The organism is Vibrio cincinnatiensis, from assembly GCF_022113815.1.
Lineage (GTDB): Bacteria > Pseudomonadota > Gammaproteobacteria > Enterobacterales > Vibrionaceae > Vibrio > Vibrio cincinnatiensis_A.
The window spans coordinates 1-2,686 of the sequence record NZ_SGOM01000035.1; the positions used below are offsets into that span (position 1 = coordinate 1).

The following is a 2,686-nucleotide window of genomic DNA, read 5'->3' on the forward strand; positions in this document are numbered from 1 at the left end:
CCACTCAGAAAAAGTCGACATTGAAATTAGATCAATCATAAAAAACATCTACTTTTCAATGCATTGTGGTCTTTTTTCCTTTACGGTTACATAACGCCGCATTAAGGGGCAAGCAACTCAAACAACTGAACTTAAACTAACCAGCCTTAACCTCAAATGCCACCCAAACCAAAAATGCCGCGCGTTGATTGTCCCTCTTAAATGCTTTGTTATGTGACTTTACTAACTATTTCAAAGCATTACCAAAAACAGCATCGCCAAACACGATTTAACTTACACGAAAAGTCAGCATTGACCCAATAGAAAAACGTTGGCAACAACGAAAGCCACTTGATTCTACGGATCATGACTATAGACAAACTAAACGCAAACCCGTTTTACCATTAAGTGCTGAATAAAGACTCGAAGAACAAGAAGCCAAGGACTAAATCATTATCGATAAAACTGATTTTACAAACTGACAAATAACTAATTTAAACAATGAGTTAAAAGTAACAGTTTAATAAATTAGAAAATAACCTCAAAATACGGCAAGGCATAGAAACAGCTTAATTATCAATTAATTGTGATCGGTTTTCTTTACTGTTGCATAACGCTGCGTTAAGGGGCAGACAACGCTACTACGAACCTTCCGCATAACATCGTAACCATAAAAACCAACGCATAATAAAAATGCCACGCGTTGGCTGTCCCTCTTTAACGCCTTGTTATGTGTTTTTCCGCTCATTTAAAAGGTTTTGATATCGTTTTTCACAAATAAACCAAGCTATAGCATTAAACGGAATACCAATACCAAAAAAAATTATTGCCAATATAGGTAGACCAGTGAAAAACTCTTCCCATTGACTCTGATTGGTGAAGAAAGCCACACCCAAAAACCTACCGACAACAACCGCTCCGCCCATAATAAGTGTCTGAGTAAAAGTATAATAGATCAGTCCTTTACGCCTTTTGCTTTCCCATCTTTTAAACCATTTATCCTGAAACTTCGTCATCTAACCTCCTTGATGCCAACGTTGGTTTCATTAAGCTTAGTCATATGAATCGGATGTACTACTTTGCCATTAACTTTTACGAGAAATGTCCCGAAATCGCATTAACACATAACGCCCGGTTAAGAGGCAACCAACGCTACTACAAACTTACCGCATAACCTCGTAACCACAAAAACCGACGCATAGTAAAAATGCCACGCGTTGGTTGTCCATCTTGAACCGTTTGTTATACAAATGTGTTAAGGAGTATGACCAAGTAAGTCACTCAACTTTAAGCGGTTTTCAAAGTTAATGCTGGGAGCTCTATTCCAATTGATTTGCTCACATACTTCCATCAGACTAGCAATTTGGGAAATATATCTCTGTGCCTGCTCGTAATCTAAACTATTACGTAGAACCCAATTACACTGATTCTCCGGCATAAGCCTTACTGTAGTTATATCATTGTAATTATTGGATAAAACTGGATAGTGTCTGATAGGCGTTTGACCACGTTCATGTACTGCATACATATAACAATCTTGTTTTTCACTTGAACGGTATACCCAAATATCATCGAAGTAATCTGTAAACTGATCTGTAATCTCTATTTTCATACAATACCTATAAATTTGTATAACGCCGCATTAAGGGGCAAGCAACGCAAACAGCTGAACTTAAACTAACCTGCCGTAACCTCAAATGCCAACCCGAACCCAAAATGCCACGCGTTGATTGTCCCTCTTGAATGCTTTGTTATGTAACTTTACTAATCATTTCAAAGCATTAACAAAAACAGCATCGCCAAACACGATTTAACTTACACGAAAAGTCAGCATTGACCCAGTAGAAAAAACTCTGGCAACTACAAAAGTAACTTGATTCTGCGGATCATGACTATAGACAAGCTGAACGCAAACCCGCTTCACCAGTAAGCGCTGAATAAAGACTCGAAGAACAAGAAGACGAAAACCAAATCAACATGAATAAGACTAACTTTACAAAACGTATAAATAACCAATTAAAACAATCAGTTAAAAGTATCAAACATGAAAAGCAGAAGCTCACCTTAAAATGCAAAAGGATAAAACACTTTAAATTTCAATACATTGTGATCTTTTTCTCTACGGTTACATAACGCCCGCCTAAGGGGCTGACAACGCAAACAACCACACTGAAACTAGCCAGCCGTAACCTCAAAACTCATTAAAGCCAAAAGTGGCGAGCGTTGGAAGTCCCGCTTGAGGCGTTTGTTATGCAACATTTGCCAAATAACTCAAAATATTACCAAAGAACAGCATTGGCAGAGATTCTTAAACTTACACGAAAAATCAGCATTGACCCAATAGAAAAACGTTGGCAACAACGAAAGCCACTTGATTCTGCGGATCATGATTATAGGCAAGCTTAACGCAAACCCGCTTTACCAGTAAGCACTGGATAAAGACTCGAAGAACAAGAAGCCAAGGACTAAATCAATATAAATAAAACTGATTTTAAAAACTGGAAAATAACTAGTTTAAACAATGAGTTAAAAGTAACTGTCGAATAAATCAGAAACCAGAATCATAATACACTAAAGCATATAAATAGCTTAATTATCAATATATTGTGTATGTTTTTCTTTACTGTTGCATAACGCCGCATTAAGGGGCAAGCAACGCAAACGGCTGAACTCAAACTAGCTAGCCGTAACCTCAAATGCTCACCCA

The 2,686-nt window shown here is 37.5% G+C and carries 3 protein-coding genes; 1 reads left to right on the top strand and 2 read right to left on the bottom strand.

Annotated features, from left to right (window positions below; all coding sequences use genetic code 11):
• Positions 1-707 precede the first annotated feature (707 nt).
• Entirely contained in the window at positions 708-995 is a 288-nt protein-coding gene (locus EXA13_RS16305) for a hypothetical protein (RefSeq protein ID WP_078927640.1), read from the bottom strand.
• Positions 996-1,234: 239 nt separating this feature from the next.
• The gene (locus EXA13_RS16315; RefSeq protein WP_238134061.1) at positions 1,235-1,591 is read right to left on the bottom strand and encodes a hypothetical protein; all 357 of its coding nucleotides are present in this window, start codon (positions 1,589-1,591) and stop codon (positions 1,235-1,237) included.
• A 638-nt stretch (positions 1,592-2,229) separates the two neighbouring features.
• Between EXA13_RS16315 and EXA13_RS16320 the strand changes: the two genes are divergently transcribed.
• Positions 2,230-2,385, top strand: coding sequence for a hypothetical protein (locus tag EXA13_RS16320; protein WP_238134062.1), 156 nt, complete (start codon positions 2,230-2,232; stop codon positions 2,383-2,385).
• The last annotated feature ends 301 nt before the right edge of the window (positions 2,386-2,686 follow it).

What these genes read in the sequence shown, in the direction of transcription:
- EXA13_RS16305 (WP_078927640.1), bottom strand. Translation starts at nt 995, where the DNA reads ATGACGAAGTTTCAGGATAAATGGTTTAAAAGATGGGAAAGCAAAAGG.
- EXA13_RS16315 (WP_238134061.1), bottom strand. Translation starts at nt 1,591, where the DNA reads ATGAAAATAGAGATTACAGATCAGTTTACAGATTACTTCGATGATATT.
- EXA13_RS16320 (WP_238134062.1), top strand. Translation starts at nt 2,230, where the DNA reads ATGCAACATTTGCCAAATAACTCAAAATATTACCAAAGAACAGCATTG.